This is a genomic window from Pseudactinotalea terrae, assembly GCF_009733845.1.
GTDB lineage: Bacteria > Actinomycetota > Actinomycetes > Actinomycetales > Beutenbergiaceae > Pseudactinotalea > Pseudactinotalea terrae.
The window spans coordinates 106,545-119,702 of the sequence record NZ_WNXZ01000008.1; the positions used below are offsets into that span (position 1 = coordinate 106,545).

Here is a 13,158-nt window from a genome sequence, read left to right on the forward strand (position 1 = left end):
GACCCGGCAGGGAGGTGTCGATGCAGTGCGAGGTTGCGGGTGGTGCGGCCTGGGGCGAGCCGTCCTCGACCGTGACCAGCCTCGCGTTCGTCATCGCCGGGATCGCGCTGTGGCTGACCCGCAGCCGCAGGCCCGACGGCGGTGCTCGCCCTGGGGTACAGGCCGCCGTCGCGGTGCTGGCCGTGCTGATCGGCGTGGGGTCGGTCGTGCAGCACGGCCCCTCGCCGTGGTGGAACCCCGTGGTGCACGACCCGCCGTTGATGGCGTTGCTGGCGCTGGTCGCTGCCGACGGCGTTGCCGACCTCACGCGGCGGCAGCTGCGGGCGCGGTGGTGGGTGGTGCCGGGCGCGGTGTGCGCGGCGCTGGCGCTCTGGCGGCCGGGCTGGTCGGCCGCTGCGCAGGGTGCGGTGGCCGCCGCTGCGGTCGGTATCACGCTGCTCCCTGGCGGCGGCCTGCGCTGCGCCGACACCTGCTGCCAGGGCTGGTGCTGCTGGGGCTCGGTGGCGCGATCGGGACGATGAGCCGGCCCGGCTGGCCCTGGTGCGCGCCGGACTCGTGGCTGCAGGGGCACGCGGTGTGGCACGTGCTGGCGGCGCTCGCGATCGTGGTGCTGGCGCCTGCGCTGGGTGCCCGGTCCAACAGGTGAGCAGCACGCGCTCGTTGTTCGCCGTGCGGCTGACGGTCCTCGCGCACGTCTCGCTCGGCTGCGGCACACGCTGGTGCGGCCGGACCGGTTGCTGCCGTTCTCCCGTTGGTGATCGATCGCCGACGGCGGCGCTGACGCGGGTATCGACAGCCGGGTGCCCACGATCTGAGACAACTCTGGTGCTCGCGCGACTGCTGCGAGCGAGCGGGTGAGGCTGGTTCCGGCGGCCGGGCGGGTCCGCACCGACGGGCTGCGTCAGCGGCCCTCTGACCGGTGCGATGACCTCCTGTCGTGGCCGCCGTCACGTACGAACATCGAGGAGCTCACCCATGCCTGCACGCCGCACCATCGTCCTGACCGCCAGCGCCGTCGGGGTGGCGATGCTGATGTCGGCGTGCGCGGGCGCTGGGGAGGGCGACGCCGAGCTGGGCACCGAGGAGAACCCCGTGCAGCTGGGGGTTGTCGGCGCGAGCGAGCCCTATTGGGAGACCTACGAGGCGGCCGTCGAGGACGCCGGGATCGCGATCGACATCGTGGACTTCACCGACTACAACCAGCCGAACCCCGCGCTGTCGGAGGGGGAGCTGGACGTCAACCAGTTCCAGCACATCATCTTCCTCGCCGACTACAACGTGAACGCGGGCGACGACCTGGTGCCGATCGGCTCGACCGCGATCTACCCGCTCGGGCTCTACTCCACCCAGTACGAGAGCGTCGAGGACATCCCGGACGGCGCCGAGGTGGCCGTGCCGAACGACGAGACCAACCAGGCGCGTGGGCTGCTGATCCTGCAGCAGGCCGGGCTGATCACGCTGGCCGACGGCGGCAGCCCGTTCTCCACGGTGGCCGACGTCGACGAGGCGGCCTCGCGTGTGACGGTGACGGCGCTGGACGCGGCGATCACGGCGTCGTCGCTGCCGGATGTGGCGGCCGCCATCATCAACAACGACTTCATCACCGACGCCGGCCTCACGCCCGAGGACGCGATCGCACAGGATGATCCCGCTGACGAGTCGGCGTTTCCGTACATCAACATCTTCGCCACCACGCAGGACAACGCCGACGACGACGTCCTCGCCCAGCTCGTGGAGATCTACCAGAGCACGCCCGAGGTGCAGGAGGGGGTGCTCGAGGCCGCAGGTGGTGCGGCGGTGCTGACCCAGACCGCCGTCGAGGACCTGCAGACCAGCCTCGAGGAGGTCCAGGCCGACATCGAGGCGCAGTAGCCCGTGCCGCACATCAGCCTCCGAGAGGTCGTCAAGACATTCCCCGCCCGCCGTCGCGGGGAGCGTGCGGTGACCGCCGTCGACGGCGTCAGTCTCGAGGTCGAACGCGGCCAGATCTACGGGATCGTCGGCTACTCGGGCGCGGGCAAGTCCACGCTGGTGCGGCTGATCAACGGCCTCGAGCCGGTGACCAGCGGGTCGGTGCTGATCGACGACGTCGACGTCACCACCCTGAGCGCGCGGGCGCTGCGTGAGCTGCGGCTCGGCATCGGGATGATCTTCCAGCGGTTCAACCTGCTGCGCTCGCGCACGGTCGCGAGCAACGTGGCGTACCCGCTCGAGGTCGCGGGGGTGCCGCGCGCCGAGCGGGCCGCCAAGGTCGAGCGGCTGCTGGCCTTCGTGGGCCTGGCCGACCACGCCGGCGCCTACCCGGAGCAGCTCTCCGGCGGGCAGCAGCAGCGGGTCGGGATCGCGCGGGCACTCGCGGGCGACCCGAGCATCCTGCTGGCCGACGAGGCGACCTCCGCGCTCGACCCCGAGACCACCGACGAGGTGCTCGACCTGCTCGCCCGCGTCAACGCCGAGCTCGGGGTCACGATCGTGGTGATCACGCACGAGATGGAGGTCGTGACCCGGCTGGCGCACCGCGTGGCGGTGATGGAGGGCGGGCGCGTGGTGGAGGAGGGGCCGACCTATGACGTGTTCACCGCGCCGCGCACCGAGACGGCCAAGCGGTTCGTGCGCACCGTGGTGCGGGCGCTGCCCGAGGGGGACGAGCTCGCGGCCCTGCGCGCCAAGCACGACGGCCGGTTCTTCACGATCTCGTTCACCGACGCCGCGGCGTCGGAGGCGAGCGTGTTCGGGGCGCTCGCGCGGAACGGCGTGGACTTCAACCTGGTGCACGGCGGCGTCGACGACATCCAGGGGCGCGTCTACGGGCTGCTCACGATCGCGGTTCGAGGCGAGGAGGCTGCCATCGAGGCGGCCATCGCCGAGGCCGGACCGGGTGTGAGCATCGCGGAGGCCGTGGCATGAACGAGATCCGCGAGAATCTGCCCGACCTGCTCGAGCAGACGGCGATCATGCTGCAGATTGTCGGGCTCGGCATGCTGTTCGGCGGGCTGGCCGGGCTCGTGGTGGGCACGGCGCTCTACGTCACGCGGCGGGGCGGGATCCTGGCGCAGCCGGTGGTGTGGTGGGTGCTGAACGCGCTGGTCAACCTGGTGCGGCCGATCCCGTTCATCATCCTCATCGCGGCGTTGCAGCCGTTGGCGAGGGTCGTCGTCGGCAAGGGCATCGGCAACGAGGCGGCCACCTTCGCGATCGCGATCGCAGCCACGTTCGGCATCGCGCGCATCATCGAGCAGAACCTGGTCTCGGTCGATCCCGGCATGATCGAGGCGGCGCGCGCGATGGGGGCGGGGCCGTGGCGGATCATCCGCACCGTGATCCTGCCGGAGGCGCTGGGGCCGGTGATCCTGGGCATCACGTTCGCGGTGATCGCGGTGGTCGACATGTCGGCGGTCGCCGGCCTGGTGGGTGGCGAGGGCCTGGGCAACTGGGCGATCACCTACGGCTACCGCCAGTACAACGAGATCGTCACGTGGATGGCGCTCGTGGTGATCATCATCATCGTGCAGCTGGTGCAGGCGCTCGGGAACATGCTCGCGCGCAAGGTGATGCGCCACTAGCTCACGCGCTGGGCACGAGCACCTCGACGGCGTTCACCACGCCCCGCTCGGCGCGCGCCTCCTCGCCCGCTTCCCGGGCGCGGCGGACCAGATCGGGGTCGGTGAGGGCACGGAGCCGTTCGGTGAGGCGCTCGGCCGTGAGCTTGTCGAGCCCGATCGGCGCCGGGCCGAGCCCTTCCTCTCGGATGCGGCGGCCGAAGTAGGGCTGGTCGGCGATGTGCGGGACGGCGAGCTGAGGGACTCCCGCGAGCAGGGCGGCGTGCGTGGTGCCGGCACCACCGTGGTGGACGATGCCGGCCATGCGGGGGAACAACCAGGCGTGCGGCACGTCGGCCACGCCGAGGGCGTCGTCGCCGTCCGGACCCACCAGGTCCGTACCGGCCAGCACCAGCCGCACCCCGGCCGCGCGCGCGGCGGCGGTCGCGACCTCGCGGATCCGCTCGGGCTGCACCACCGACATGCTGCCGAACCCTAGGTACAGAGGCGGCGCACCGCCGTCGAGGAAGCTCTGGAGGTCGGCCGGCGGCTGCCAGGCCTCGGGGGCGGGCAGGGTCCAGGGCCCGGTCATGGTGACGGTGCGGGGCCAGTCGCGCGGCGTGGGGACCAGGATGGGGCTGGCGCCCAGCGCGGCGGTCACGGTCTCGAGGGCTCGGACGAAGCCCTTCGGCCCGGTCTCCGGCATGCCGAGCCGGCTCCGGACCAGCCGCCCCGCCTGGGTGACCGAGCGGGACAGCATCCACCGGGCCACCTTCGTGCGGGTCAGGTTCGCCGGGCGCACGTGGGGCAGCTGCGCGGTGAGGCCGGCTCGGCCATCCGCGGTGGGGTGGAAGGGGCACAGCAGCGCCGTGGTGTGCGGGACGCTGTCGTGCTGCGCGAGCGAGGCGACCGAGTCGAGCGTGAGGATGCCGCTGATGAACAGGTCGGCCGTGCCGGAGAGGCTGAGGATCCCCTCGGCGAGCGGCGCGGCGGTCTCCGCGTACACCTGGCGCATGTGCCTGAGCTCGCGGAACGGCCGCCCGGCCGAGTCGGCGATCCAGGCGCGGCCCGCGCTGGTTTGCATCTGGCTGGCGATCGAGATGTCGAACGGCGCGAACCGCAGCCCGTGGGAGGTGACGAGCGGGCCTGAGTCCACCGACGCCGCCACCGTGACCTCGTGGCCCGCCGCCGCGATGCCCTGGGCGAGCGCGACGATGGGCTGGACGTCGCCTCGCGAGCCCCCGCCCACCAGTGTGATGCGCATGGATGAACCGTAGATCACACCCCGTTCGACGGCGGTGGACTCGCTCGCTTTGGACCTGTGCCGTGCGTTGGGTAACCTAGGGCCCGATCTGGAGACGTCGCATAGTCAGGTCTAGTGCGCATCCCTGCTAAGGATGTGAGGGTGTAAGCCCTCCGTGGGTTCAAATCCCACCGTCTCCGCAGCGAGGCCCCGGTTCCCCTTGTGGAACCGGGGTTTTTCGTTGATATGATGCGGTTTACGGGTGGTCGTCTAGATGTGCAGGAGAGGGCAGAAGAGCGCACCCTGTGGCAGTTTGTGGCAGTAAAACTGCCACGCAGCTGACACGAAGATCCGCGGAAGTCGAGGGGCTGGTGCACCGATGGCGCGAGCAGCGACGTTGCCTCGCGGAATCAGTCTGCACGGTGATCGCTACCGCGTCAGGCTGACGGTCGACGGCGAGATCCACTCGCTGGGTGTCTATGACACGCTCACCGACGCCAAGGCGGCGCTCGCGATTGCGAAGGCGGAGAAGGTGCGTGGCACGTTCGTCGCGCCTGCGCAGCTGCGGGCGGAGCGTCGAGCAGAGGCCGAGCGGATCGAGCGCGAGTCGGTGACGCTCGATCGGTGGGCTGAACAGTGGCTGGAGCATCTGCGCGAGCAGGGCGGCGCGGAGTCCTCGATCGTGACGCACCGGTCGGTGCTGCGGGCGCACGTGCTGCCGGTGCTCGGGCAGGCGCGGCTGGTGGATATCGCGCCGGTGGACGTCGATGAGCTGATCGCGGGTGTGCGGGCCCGGCCCGCCAAGCGCAACCCACGGGCGAAGGCGAACGGGGTAGCGCCGAACGTGTTGCGGACACTGCGTGCCTGTCTCAACGTGGCGGTCAAGCGCGGGCTGCTCCCGGTCTCGCCGGTTCGAGCCGAAGCGCCGGCGCGGCGGGTGCGGCCGGTCGACCCCGACGGCGACGTCGCGACGCCGGAGGAGATCGAGGCGATGGCCCAGGCGATGCCTGAGCACATGCGAATCGCGGTCCCGCTGGCGGCGTGGTGCTCGCTGCGCCTGGGCGAGGTGCTGGGACTGCAGCGCGGCGACTTCGTCCACCTCGACGACCCTGATCGCGCGCTGCTGCAGGTCAGGCGGCAGGTCAACTCGAAGGCACCTGGCGCACCTTTGACACCGCCGAAGGCCGACAGCGTGCGGAGCATCGCGATCCCGTCGTTCATGCTCGAGGCTCTCGTGGAGCACCTCGGCGAGCACGTCGGAGCGGGGCGCGACGCGCCCGTGCTCGCCCACCCCAGGCGCAAGCTCGAGCGGATCTCGCAGACGACGTTCGACCGCCACTGGCGCGCCGCCCGCGCCGCGGCCAGCCGCCCGACATTCCGCTTCCACGACCTCCGCCACACCGGCCTGACCATGTACGCCCAGCAGGGCGCCACCCTCGCCGAGCTCCTCCACCGCGGCGGCCACACCGACGTCTCAGTCGCGCTGCGGTACCAGCACGCCACGGCAGAGCGGGACCGGGCACTGACGAAGCGGCTGGCGGCAGCGCTGGGATAAGCCGCATCCGATCCGGACCATGAGCCGGTGACCCATGACGTGGCTGCTGCACTCCCGGCGCCCAGTTCTACGACCGACCCCTGAACTGGGACCGGAATCAGCAGCCACGTGCATCGGGGCAGCAGGGAGCGCGGAGTCAGTCCCGCCACAGCCAGCGGAGTGCGTCAGGGAGCAGGACGCCACCATGGTTCGCGCTGTGCCCGCCGTCGCCGACCACAAGCCTGTGGTCGTAGCCCGCCTCCGCCAGTGCAGCAGCGACTCGAAGGTTCTCGGCGTACCAGTTGTGCTCGGGGCGGTCGTGCCCGAGATCTCGCCGAGCGGCCTGCATGAAGACGCGCAGCCCTTTCGGAGGTTCGGTCCGCAACAGGTCAGGGTAGGGATTGCCGCCTGGCATCTGCGCAAAGCTGGACACGAATGCGATCACTCGGCGGAAGCGATCTGGCCGCGTCCACGCCGCGGTGAACGCGGCGTTGCCGCCGCTGCTCCCGCCGCAGATCCCCCACCGCTGGGGATCGTCGCTGATCGACGCGTGGTCAGCGACCAGCGGCATCACCTCCTCGGCGAGGTAGCAGGCGTAGGTGTCGTCGAACGCGTCGTACTCGATGTTGCGGTTCTTGCGAGCACCTGGGTCGGCTTCACCGGTACGCAGACCAGGATCGACAAAGACCCCGACTACCGGCGGGATGGCGCCAGCATGAGTGAGATTGTCGAGCACGATGCCCCCGCGGACGGCACCACTCGGGTCGAGGTACCACCAGCCGTCCAGGAAGACCATGACGCGATTTGACACGGGCCCGGTGCATGCGGCCGGCACATGCACCCACACCGTCCGCCCGGTGGCGGGGTACCTGCTGCTGCCTACCCCATCCAACACGATCGTTCTGCCGTGCGGTACGTCGTCGCGCACGATCGACTCGGGGCCGAAGGCATAACGAACGCCATCCACGTCCGGCGGGAGCGGCTGGAAGGGGACCTCGCTCACGACGTGATCCCCAGGACGAGATCGGTCATCGCGGAGTCGACCGGCCGCCCCTGCGCGAGTGCCCAATGCGTTCGGCTCGCATGCGTCAATCCCAGCGCGACGCGGTAGCCATGCCCGACGACGTCCCGTGAGTACGCGCCGTCGAGCCCGCTGATGTAATCGTCGAGATGGTCGGCACCCGTGCTGAGGGTGAGTGAGGCGAGGTCGGCGCCGATCGGCCCAACTCCGAAGGTCGCCCAGTCGATCGCGAACGTCGTGTCCTCGCCGACGGCATACAGGTTGCCCGCGGAATAGTCGCCGTGCACCACCGTGACGGGAAGCTCCTCCAGCTCCTCCAGCAACTCGTGGCGACGATCCCAGAGCGCGATCAGCCGCGGATCCGCGTCGAGGCCGGTCCAGTCGAGGCGCGTGACAGCAATACGTTGGGCGAGTTGGTGCCGAGCCAGCCACGGCTCGTCGGGCACCGGAGCGCGCGCCTGCCACTGTCCCAGGCGCTCTGCGGCGACTTCCGCTTGTTCTGGCTCGCCGGTGTAGATCGTGTCGCCGTCGACGTCAAGAAGTCTGGGCGCGGCAAGGCCGGGGCCTGCTGGGAGGAGACCACTCGCGTTCGCCAACGCTTCACGCCGCCAGTACGCCCAGTGGTCCGGAACCCGCGACGCCTCGGCATGCCTGCCGCTGGTGAGGGGCTGGAGCCGCTTGCGCACCACGTGGCGCTGCACATACTCACCGCTCGGGGTTCGCATCCGCAGGCTGAGCCGATCGACGCTGGCCGTCGCGGCCCCGGTGCTCGCGCCCATTGGAGACACCTGAAGGTCGATGACCGTCGAACCACTCAGGCTCAAGCCCCTGAGGAGTCCGGCGGGAACAAGCTCGGGTGGCATGATCCCAACCCTGTCAGGGCACCGCCACGCCGTCGACCTGAAACAATGTTCACCGCTGCCCGTGGGCGCGGTCGTCGGTAGAATGGCATGAGCGGACCGATCCGGGAGGTGACCACGATGAAGCGCAAGGACATCACGCGCGAGGCGATTCGTCGTTCCTCCGTGCGAGCCGCAGCCGCGTCCGTCGCCATCGAGAACCGGACCGTGCCGGTCGGATACGTGCGCACCGAGCGGGTCGAGCGTCTGCTCGCGGCCCGCAAACAGACCACCAGATGACTCTGACTCCGGGATACGGCGAGACGCCGGTCGAACCGGAGGACCTCGACGCCCTGACGACGGCCGCTCGTGCTGAGCTCGGCGATGTCCCGACGAAGGCCGAGCTGTACGACTACGAGCAGGCGATCCTCATCGAGGTGCGCGACGCACTCATCGAGCAGATCATCGACGGCTTGCTCGGTCTCGACGATCTGCTGGCCGATCATTTTCTCCGCGACCTCCACGGCAGGCTTTTCGGAGACATCTGGACGTGGGCTGGCCGCTTCCGCACCAGGGAACTCAACCTCGGAGTGGCACCCGAGCAGATCGCCGTCGAACTGCGCTCCGGACTCGACACGATCCGCTGGCGCTGGGATCACACGGCGGACTGGACGGCGCGCGTCCTCGGCATCGCGGTCCACGCCGAGACCGTGCGGATCCATCCATTCGTAGACGGCAACGGACGCGCTACCCGGCTCCTGGCCGATCTCGTGTTCTTCGCCGCACAACCCGAGGACGCCCCGATCGAGGAGTACGACTGGGTGATCGACAAGGCCGAGTACATCCGTCTGCTTCGCGAGCATCAGGTGACCCGCGACCCGGCGCCGCTGGCGGCGTTCATCCAGGTCCGGCCCTTCGGCTGAGGGGGCTTCGCGAGCGTCCGGGCTCGACGAGTGGTCGAGTGAGATGGTGGCACCTCCGACGAGGCCGAGCGGTCAGCGCACTGCTCCTGCGCCTCAGCGGCTCAATATCGACGTGTTCGTCCGCGAACACGTTGATATCGCTTAGATGTCTAGCCCAGACCCGGCCCCGCACCGTCGCCAAGGATGCCCAAGTGCTGATGCATCGGGCCGAGCGGATCGATGAAGCCTTGCTGCAGCTCTTCGAGGCTGCGCTCCGTCTGCTCCAAGGCTTGCTCCCGTTCGATCTCCCGCAGTCGGTCATGTTCCGCGCCTCCGGGCGCGTCGTTGAGGGCGTCGAGCGCGGTGAGCGCGGCTTCCGCGGCCGCCCTCGCGCGGCCCATTGGGCTGTCCGTGGGCACCGGCTTCCCGAGGGGTGAGTCGGCATCCACGCTGTAGCGGTCGCGGTAGGCGACGATCTCGCGCACATGGTGATCCCAGACGAGGCGCTCCGGTGACTCGATGTCCGGCGCCGCGGGTAGCGCCGCAGCCCACACAGGCGGGTGCTCGGCGGTTCGTCGCGTGAGCTCGTCGAGGCGATCGCTGATCCGCTGCGCTTGTGCGCGCAGCCAGTCGGCCACCGCCGGATCCTCCGTAGGAGGCTGATGCCCGACGGCGTCCCTGCCGTTGGCATGCCCGCTCCCGTCGGGCGGTGGTGGCGTGATCCAGACCGGGAGCCCGTCACGTCTGCCCGCGAGCACGGGTTCGTCCAGCTGCCAGGCGAGCAACGCCGCGGGGGAGCGTGCTCCAGCGAGGCCGTCGAGGTGCGCGACCAGGAGCTCCGCCAGGTCGGCACCCGTCCGTTGGTGCCGATAGAGCAGGCCGGCCAGGTGCGGCCAGGCGTCGTCACTGACTACCCGCTCGGCGTGCTCCGGCGGGTAGACCGCACGGACCACGTCGCCCATCCGCCCCACCGCCGCAGGGTCGAGCGCGGTGGCGTAGGCGTCCTCGTAGGCGGGCACGAGCGCGGCCAGAGACGCCGCCGCGTCGCGCTCGGCGACCGCCGTCGTCAACGCAGCCGCCTCGGAGTCACCACGCCCGAGCACCGCCTCCAAGACCGAGCGCGCCGCGGCGTCAGGCCGCGGCTGGTGGTGCAGCGAGACGTCGAGCAGCTCCTCGGTGACGACGTAAAGATGGTTGCTCTCCCGCCCACGGGTGATGCCGGTGTAGAGGTGCTCACGCTCCATCGAGTCGTCGACGAGCACTCGGGCGACGTCGACGGTCATGCCCTGGCAGCGGTGCACGGTGGTGGCGTACCCGAGCTGGACGTGCTCGCCCACGTACGCGGCCGGCAGCACGGTGCGGGTGCGGTGCTCGCGGTGCCGCACGTCGAGTGCGCCGTCGCCGTGGATCCCGGTGACGGTCCAGAGGTCGCCGTTCTTGACGTAGTCGGTGCTGCCGTGCCGCAGCAGCCGGTCGTTCTGCCGGGTCACGACGATGTCGCCGACCCCGGCGGTGGTGCCGTCGGCGAGCCGGACGCCGTCGTCGGCCACCTCCTGGGCGACCACACGATGAAGGCGAGCGCGCTCGTTGAGGTAGGCGACGTCGTCGTTCGTGGCGGCGACCATGATCGAGGTGCGGCCCTGGGCGAGGTCCTCGGTCCAGGCGGCGTGCAAGTCCTCGAGCGCGGCTTCGCGGATGCCGGAGTGGACGCGGCCGTGGTCGACGTAGAAGTCGAGGCCGGCGCTGCGGCCGTTGCGGACGAGAAGGCCGGCGGCGTCCTAGCCAGGGGTGGTGAAGCGGTGGACGTCGCGGAGCTCGGCGGCACCGACGGTGTCTGCGATGAGCCGCAGCGCGCCCCCGGCTCCGACGGCGCCGAGCTGCCTGGGGTCGCCGAGCAGCCGGATTGAGGCGCCCGCGCGCTGGGCGATGTGGAGCACGCGCTGCAGCTCGACCGTGCCGGCCATCCCGGCCTCGTCGACCAGCAGCACGGTGCGCTCGTCGACCTGCAGGTGTTCCGGGACTGTGCCGCGGTCGTGGCTGGCGATGAACCGGTGCAGGGTCTCGGCGGGCACGCTGAGGTCGTCGCCGAGCACCTGCGCCGCGACGGCCGAGGGGCCGAGCGCGACGACCTTCCCACCCGCGCCGCCGACGGCCGCGGCGAGGGCGCGCATCGCCGTCGTCTTGCCCGCGCCAGCCGGCCCGATGCCGACGGCGAGCTGCTCGCCATTGCACGCGAACCGCCGCGCCATCGCGATCTGGTGGGCGTCCATGCGGCGCCGGGAGTCGATCTGGACGTCGGCGACGGCAGCCTCGAAGCCGCCCGCCGGCACGATCAAGCTGCCACGGGCCTCGGCGGCGCGGAGGAGGTCGGCCTCGGCGTCGAGCACCTGCTGGGAGGTGTAGGTCGTGGTCCCGTGCTGCGAGTAGATGGACGCCCCGTCGGCGCGCGCCAGTGCTGCCGGGACGGGCAAGGGATCGGTCGGCGTGAGCCGCAGCGATGCCCGCAGGGTCGCGGTGGCGACGGCCTGCGCGGCGTCGGTGGCCGACCACGTCCCGTCCTGCACGGCGGGGAGGGTGCGGACCACGCGCGTGGCCTCGGCGAGCACGTGGAACACGGTCCAGGTGGCGCGGCGCTCGCCGAGCAGCACAAGCACCCGGTCGACGGCGTCGCGTGTGATCGCGCGGTCGTCGAGCAGCAGGGTGGGCTGGGTCGGTGGGCGATGTAGGGCGGCGGCGAGGCGTTGCTGCATGGCGTCGGTCGAGCCGAGCAGCTCGACGGCGCGGGCTCGCCAGTCGCGGACGCGTTCGGTGAGCGGCCGGCCGGGTTCCTTGGCGGTGCGGGTCGCGAGGGTGGCGGCCTGCGCGAGCTGGTACTGCTCGCTGCGGGGCGGCTCGTGGCCGTGCTTGGCGCGGTACGCGGCGACCATCTGCTCGTAGGACGTGGCGATCGCTGCGCGGCGCTGGGAGAACAGGGTGACGAGGTCGGATCCGATGCCGTCGATCTCGCGCACGGGGACCTTGCGGTCGGGTCGCGTGGTGGCGACGAACCGCACCCCAAGGCGCTGCACGAGCTGCTCCTCGACGAGCGCGTTATACCGCTCGGAGGCGGCGACCTTGAGGCGGAACAGCACGCGCGCGTCAAGGCTGCGCCACTGGCCGTCGACGCCGAGCACCTTCGAGGAGACGGCCACGTGGGTGTGCAGGTTCGGGTCGCCGGCGCGTGAGTCGAGGTGGTCGAACGCGGCCGCGGTGAGCCCTCGGGTGTTGATCTGCTTCAGCCCGCCGCGCCCGGTTCGGGTGACGGCAGCCTCCTGCTCGATCCAAGCGCGCGTGCGCTGCCACGCCTGCGCGTGTGCCTGGCTGACCTGCTCGCGCACGTCGTCATCGGCCAGCGCCCACAGCACCGACACCGACTTGACAGGCGTGAAGACGAGGTCGAAACCGGACACGCCCTCGCGCTCAACTGCCGGTCGCTGCGCGAGGTAGCGGGCGACTTCCGGCTCCGATGGCTCGGCGCCGTCGAGGCTCTGACGCACCACCTCGGTGGCCACCTGCCACCGGATCCGCTCCCGCTCAGCACCGGCCCGCGGCGCACGGTCGTGCTCAGTCGCGAAGGCCGCGAACGCGTCCTCGAGGGCCACCAGGAAGGGGTTGTCGTCCGGCTCCCGACGGCGCAGGAAGGGTCGGCCGAGCATCGTCGCCTCGTCGTTGGGGTGCGCGCCGAACGCGAACAGGCTGCGCATCTGTTCGGCGTCGACGAGCCCCTCGATCTGCATCGCCCGGGTGCCGCTGCCGACCCACCTCCCGGGCGGGTTCCCGTGCGCGTTGTAATAGTCGGTCAGGGACAGCCCGCGGCGCACCACGTCGCCGCTCGCGACCTGGCGAGTCAGGTACTCGTACCCGTTCCCGGCGTGCAGTGGATGGAGCGTCATCATGCCTACTCCACGCACGCTCGCGCGACGAGGCACCGATATCGATACGGGGCCACTCACCTGTGGTGCACCAGGTGTGCGCCTCTCCACGCGTCGATGTGCGCCGTCTGTCGGTCGTGTCGTACTGGCGCGGATGAATTCGGCGAGA

Annotated in this window: 13 protein-coding genes and 1 tRNA gene; 9 read left to right on the forward strand and 5 right to left on the reverse strand. The window is 70.9% G+C overall.

Annotated features, from left to right (window positions below):
- Window positions 1-20: 20 nt before the first annotated feature.
- The 5 genes from GPA03_RS20325 to GPA03_RS20340 all read left to right on the forward strand — a co-directional run bounded on the left by GPA03_RS20325 (window position 21) and on the right by GPA03_RS20340 (window position 3,563).
- Complete coding sequence (locus GPA03_RS20325; protein WP_241681412.1) at window positions 21-521, forward strand: hypothetical protein; 501 nt, start codon at window positions 21-23, stop codon at window positions 519-521.
- Window positions 518-646 (forward strand): hypothetical protein, encoded by a 129-nt coding sequence (locus GPA03_RS23090; RefSeq protein ID WP_277755261.1) that lies wholly within the window; start codon window positions 518-520, stop codon window positions 644-646. Before GPA03_RS20325 ends, GPA03_RS23090 begins: the two co-directional genes overlap by 4 nt.
- Window positions 647-975: 329 nt before the next feature.
- Window positions 976-1,872, forward strand: coding sequence for a MetQ/NlpA family ABC transporter substrate-binding protein (locus GPA03_RS20330; RefSeq protein WP_156253887.1), 897 nt, complete (start codon window positions 976-978; stop codon window positions 1,870-1,872).
- A 3-nt stretch (window positions 1,873-1,875) separates the two neighbouring features.
- The gene (locus GPA03_RS20335; protein WP_156253888.1) at window positions 1,876-2,907 is read left to right on the forward strand and encodes a methionine ABC transporter ATP-binding protein; all 1,032 of its coding nucleotides are present in this window, start codon (window positions 1,876-1,878) and stop codon (window positions 2,905-2,907) included.
- Entirely contained in the window at window positions 2,904-3,563 is a 660-nt protein-coding gene (locus tag GPA03_RS20340) for a methionine ABC transporter permease (RefSeq protein ID WP_156253889.1), read from the forward strand. The genes GPA03_RS20335 and GPA03_RS20340 overlap by 4 nt, the downstream gene beginning before the upstream one ends.
- A gap of 1 nt (window position 3,564) precedes the next feature.
- Here the strand turns inward: GPA03_RS20340 and GPA03_RS20345 are convergent, their stop codons facing one another.
- Entirely contained in the window at window positions 3,565-4,803 is a 1,239-nt protein-coding gene (locus tag GPA03_RS20345) for a glycosyltransferase (RefSeq protein ID WP_156253890.1), read from the reverse strand.
- Between the two features lie 90 nt (window positions 4,804-4,893).
- Between GPA03_RS20345 and GPA03_RS20350 the strand changes: the two genes are divergently transcribed.
- Both GPA03_RS20350 and GPA03_RS20355 read left to right on the forward strand, forming a co-directional pair.
- A tRNA-Ser gene (locus GPA03_RS20350) sits at window positions 4,894-4,982 on the forward strand.
- A gap of 179 nt (window positions 4,983-5,161) precedes the next feature.
- On the forward strand, window positions 5,162-6,337 hold the full coding sequence (locus GPA03_RS20355; protein WP_156253891.1) for a tyrosine-type recombinase/integrase: 1,176 nt from the start codon (window positions 5,162-5,164) through the stop codon (window positions 6,335-6,337).
- A 136-nt stretch (window positions 6,338-6,473) separates the two neighbouring features.
- On the opposite strand, the gene GPA03_RS20360 is transcribed toward GPA03_RS20355, so the two are convergent.
- Together GPA03_RS20360 and GPA03_RS20365 are read right to left on the reverse strand one after the other, a co-directional pair.
- Window positions 6,474-7,319: an alpha/beta hydrolase gene (locus GPA03_RS20360; protein ID WP_156253892.1), complete on the reverse strand. Its 846-nt coding sequence runs from the start codon at window positions 7,317-7,319 to the stop codon at window positions 6,474-6,476.
- A complete protein-coding gene (locus GPA03_RS20365; protein ID WP_206673664.1) occupies window positions 7,316-8,116 on the reverse strand; it encodes a phosphotransferase in 801 nt (266 codons plus the stop codon). Before GPA03_RS20365 ends, GPA03_RS20360 begins: the two co-directional genes overlap by 4 nt.
- 201 nt (window positions 8,117-8,317) lie before the next feature.
- Between GPA03_RS20365 and GPA03_RS20370 the strand changes: the two genes are divergently transcribed.
- Both GPA03_RS20370 and GPA03_RS20375 read left to right on the forward strand, forming a co-directional pair.
- Window positions 8,318-8,476: a hypothetical protein gene (locus tag GPA03_RS20370; RefSeq protein ID WP_156253894.1), complete on the forward strand. Its 159-nt coding sequence runs from the start codon at window positions 8,318-8,320 to the stop codon at window positions 8,474-8,476.
- A complete protein-coding gene (locus GPA03_RS20375; RefSeq protein WP_156253895.1) occupies window positions 8,473-9,099 on the forward strand; it encodes a Fic family protein in 627 nt (208 codons plus the stop codon). Before GPA03_RS20370 ends, GPA03_RS20375 begins: the two co-directional genes overlap by 4 nt.
- Before the next feature lie 149 nt (window positions 9,100-9,248).
- Here GPA03_RS20375 and GPA03_RS20380 read toward each other — a convergent pair whose 3' ends face one another.
- Together GPA03_RS20380 and mobF are read right to left on the reverse strand one after the other, a co-directional pair.
- The gene (locus tag GPA03_RS20380) at window positions 9,249-10,751 is read right to left on the reverse strand and encodes an ATP-binding domain-containing protein (RefSeq protein WP_156253896.1); all 1,503 of its coding nucleotides are present in this window, start codon (window positions 10,749-10,751) and stop codon (window positions 9,249-9,251) included.
- 105 nt (window positions 10,752-10,856) lie between these two features.
- Window positions 10,857-13,013 carry a MobF family relaxase gene (gene mobF, locus GPA03_RS20385; protein ID WP_156253897.1) on the reverse strand — a complete coding sequence of 719 codons (2,157 nt, stop codon included), beginning with the start codon at window positions 13,011-13,013 and terminating at the stop codon, window positions 10,857-10,859.
- Between the last annotated feature and the right edge of the window lie 145 nt (window positions 13,014-13,158).

Coding starts and splice junctions, on each gene's coding strand:
- GPA03_RS20330 (WP_156253887.1), top strand. CDS start 976: ATGCCTGCACGCCGCACCATCGTCCTGACCGCCAGCGCCGTCGGGGTG.
- GPA03_RS20340 (WP_156253889.1), top strand. CDS start 2,904: ATGAACGAGATCCGCGAGAATCTGCCCGACCTGCTCGAGCAGACGGCG.
- GPA03_RS20325 (WP_241681412.1), top strand. CDS start 21: ATGCAGTGCGAGGTTGCGGGTGGTGCGGCCTGGGGCGAGCCGTCCTCG.
- GPA03_RS20365 (WP_206673664.1), bottom strand. CDS start 8,116: ATGGGCGCGAGCACCGGGGCCGCGACGGCCAGCGTCGATCGGCTCAGC.
- GPA03_RS23090 (WP_277755261.1), top strand. CDS start 518: ATGAGCCGGCCCGGCTGGCCCTGGTGCGCGCCGGACTCGTGGCTGCAG.
- GPA03_RS20345 (WP_156253890.1), bottom strand. CDS start 4,803: ATGCGCATCACACTGGTGGGCGGGGGCTCGCGAGGCGACGTCCAGCCC.
- mobF (WP_156253897.1), bottom strand. CDS start 13,013: ATGATGACGCTCCATCCACTGCACGCCGGGAACGGGTACGAGTACCTG.
- GPA03_RS20370 (WP_156253894.1), top strand. CDS start 8,318: ATGAAGCGCAAGGACATCACGCGCGAGGCGATTCGTCGTTCCTCCGTG.
- GPA03_RS20375 (WP_156253895.1), top strand. CDS start 8,473: ATGACTCTGACTCCGGGATACGGCGAGACGCCGGTCGAACCGGAGGAC.
- GPA03_RS20355 (WP_156253891.1), top strand. CDS start 5,162: ATGGCGCGAGCAGCGACGTTGCCTCGCGGAATCAGTCTGCACGGTGAT.